We start from the raw sequence: 2,733 nt of genomic DNA on the forward strand, positions 1-2,733 counted from the left end.
ATGCACGTATTTATTCTTTTGATAAAGGCATGTCTATGTATCCAACCTGTAAGGCAACAGGTGGGGAGCATTTCACCATTGCAGATAAAGACTCTCGTCTTGCCTTTGCACCGTTACAGTTCTTAGAAACTAAAGCAGATAGAGCTTGGGCTATGGAGTGGATTGATACGATTTTAGCTTTGAATGGTTTGAATACCACACCAGCTCAACGCAATGAAATCGGCCATGCCATTTTAAGTATGCACCAAAGTGGTTCTAAAACCTTATCTGAATTTGTTATGACGATTCAGGATGAACCTATTAGAGAAACGTTAAAACAGTACACCATAGATGGGTTAATGGGGCATTTATTGGATGCAGAAAGCGATGGGCTTGGTTTGTCTTCCTTTATGACTTTTGAAATCGAACATTTAATGGGTCTAGGTGAAAAATTTGCATTGCCTGTGTTGCTCTATCTCTTTAGGCGTATTGAAGCCTCGTTAGATGGTCGCCCTACCCTAATATTGCTTGATGAAGCATGGCTAATGCTGGCTCATCCAGTGTTTAAAAACAAGATTGCTGAATGGCTTGATTCCATGGCTAAGAAAAACTGTGTGGTGTTTATGGCAACTCAACATTTATCACATGCAGCCAACTCTGGAATCCTGGATATTATTGTTGAATCAACCGCAACCAAAATCTTTTTACCAAATCTGTATGCAAGAGATCCAGAAACTCGCCTCATTTATGAGCGCATGGGTTTAAATCCACGTCAGATTGACATCATTGCAGCAGCTCAACCTAAACGTGATTACTACTATGTCAGCGAAAAAGGGCAGCGTCTTTATCAATTGGCATTAGGACCTTACGCCTTGGCGTTTGTTGGAGCTACTGATCCAGATTCCATAGCAAGAATGAAGCAACTGGAATTTAAACATGGAGATGCGTGGGTCTCACAATGGCTTTCAGAAAAAGGTATTCGCATGAATCAATATGGAGAAGCAGCATGAAAAAAATTGTAACGAATAACCCTTACCTCAATGCCAGACGAGCATGGAATGTTCATACCGCAGGACTTATGAAATCGCTTCAAGTTTGGCAGTTGGTTGGTTTAGGTAGCCTCTTAATCGCATTGGCAGCAGTTGGTGGACTTATTGTAATAGGTAGTCAGTCTAAGTTTATCCCCTTGGTGTTTCAACAAGATGCCAATGGCAACACCTTATCGGTTACTCGTGCTGATAGAGTTGGTGAGGCAAGCATCGATGATTATCGCGCTGCAGCTGCTCATTTTATTGAAAACATACGCATGGTAAGCCTTGATGTAGAACTCCAAAAGAAGGCAGTGTTTCAAGTGTATTCTTATTTAAATGCCAATGATGCAGCCCTTGCCAAGGTTCAAGAATTCTACAGCGACAAACAACAATCTAATCCCTTTGAAAGAGCAGCTTTTGAGATTGTGAGTATAGACATTCGTTCAGTACTTCAAGAGTCAGATGAGACTTGGCAAGTCGACTGGATTGAAACAGTGAGAAATCGTGATGGCTCACTTAAAGAAAAGCCTCGCATGATGAAAGCGATGATTACGATGTATCAGGAGAATGAAATTAATGATACCACCAGTGAGTCCATTTTGAAAAATCCCCACCTGATTTATGTGCGTGATTTTAACTGGTCCTACGAATTAAAGCATGGAGAACAGCAATGAAAAGAGTAATGCAGCTATTTTGTTTATTAACACCGCTGACAAGTTTTGCATTGGATAACACTATTCTGGCCGAGCATTATTTTTCGGATACTGTACCCAAGCTATCGAGTCAGGAAAAACAAGGTTTAGATATTGCAGAGCGTATACAACAAGGAGAAAAAACAAGTATACCCTTTGCATCAAGCGATGGTTCAGTCAGTTTTATTTATGGATCAGGGCAAATCAGGGTAGTTTGTGCCCCTTTACAAGTGTGTGATATTGCCCTTCAACCAGGTGAGCAATTTAACGACATGAACGTCGGTGACCCACGCTTTGTTGTTGAACCATCTCTCACAGGATCTGGGGCTATGCAACAAATCCATCTGCTAATAAAACCTAAAGATGTAGGGCTTGATTCTTCTTTGGTAGTCACCACAGACAGAAGAACATATCACTTTAGATTAAAGTCAGATAGAACCGAATTTATGCCTTACATTTCGTTTACTTATCCTGATGAAGCCAAAGCCAAATGGCAGTTGCTACAACGCATTCAGGCTGAAAGAAGAAAAGTAGATACCTTACCAGAAACCAATGAATATCTAGGCGATCTTAACTTTAATTATCGAATTCAAGGCAATGCCAGATTTAAGCCAGTTAGAGTTTATAACAATGGTGTCAAAACAATTATTGAGATGCCAAGAACCATGGCTCAAAGTGAAGCGCCTGCGCTGCTGGTTTTAAGAAGTCGGGGGCTATTTAAAAAATCAGAGTCCGTCATGGTCAATTATCGTCTTCAAGGTTGTCGTTACATCGTAGATGGGGTTTTTGATAAAGCCATCTTAGTTATCGGCAGCGGTTCTTCTCAAGAAAAAATTACGATTACAAGGTGCTGAAGATGAAAAAATTAAGTGTTTTATTGGCTGCTGTCTTGTTATCAAGCTGTGCCAGCATGCGTTATGGCAATTTCACTCAAATGTCTCTGGGCCGCGATGCTTATCTGGCGGCAGATGCAGCTACTCAATTAACCCGAGTCTATCCACCTGCTCAAAATACATTTTGTATTGGTCAGG

Annotated in this window: 2 protein-coding genes and 2 pseudogenes; all 4 read left to right on the forward strand. The window is 40.8% G+C overall.

What is annotated here, in order from left to right; translation table 11 throughout:
- A pseudogene (locus tag Q0495_RS03630) lies at positions 1-989 on the forward strand (conjugal transfer protein TrbE); the annotation flags it as partial.
- Complete coding sequence (locus tag Q0495_RS03635; protein WP_298623214.1) at positions 986-1,684, forward strand: conjugal transfer protein TrbF; 699 nt, start codon at positions 986-988, stop codon at positions 1,682-1,684. The pseudogene Q0495_RS03630 and the gene Q0495_RS03635, both read left to right, overlap by 4 nt.
- Positions 1,681-2,556, forward strand: a complete 876-nt coding sequence (trbG, locus tag Q0495_RS03640; RefSeq protein ID WP_298623216.1) for a P-type conjugative transfer protein TrbG — start codon at positions 1,681-1,683, stop codon at positions 2,554-2,556. Before Q0495_RS03635 ends, trbG begins: the two co-directional genes overlap by 4 nt.
- A gap of 2 nt (positions 2,557-2,558) precedes the next feature.
- Positions 2,559-2,733: pseudogene (locus Q0495_RS03645) on the forward strand (conjugal transfer protein TrbH); the annotation flags it as partial.

Origin of the sequence: uncultured Legionella sp., from assembly GCF_937871865.1 — a bacterium.
Taxonomy (GTDB): domain Bacteria; phylum Pseudomonadota; class Gammaproteobacteria; order Legionellales; family Legionellaceae; genus Legionella.

Excerpts from the sequence above, each read along its gene's own strand:
- Q0495_RS03635 (WP_298623214.1), top strand. The coding sequence starts at position 986 with ATGAAAAAAATTGTAACGAATAACCCTTACCTCAATGCCAGACGAGCA.
- trbG (WP_298623216.1), top strand. The coding sequence starts at position 1,681 with ATGAAAAGAGTAATGCAGCTATTTTGTTTATTAACACCGCTGACAAGT.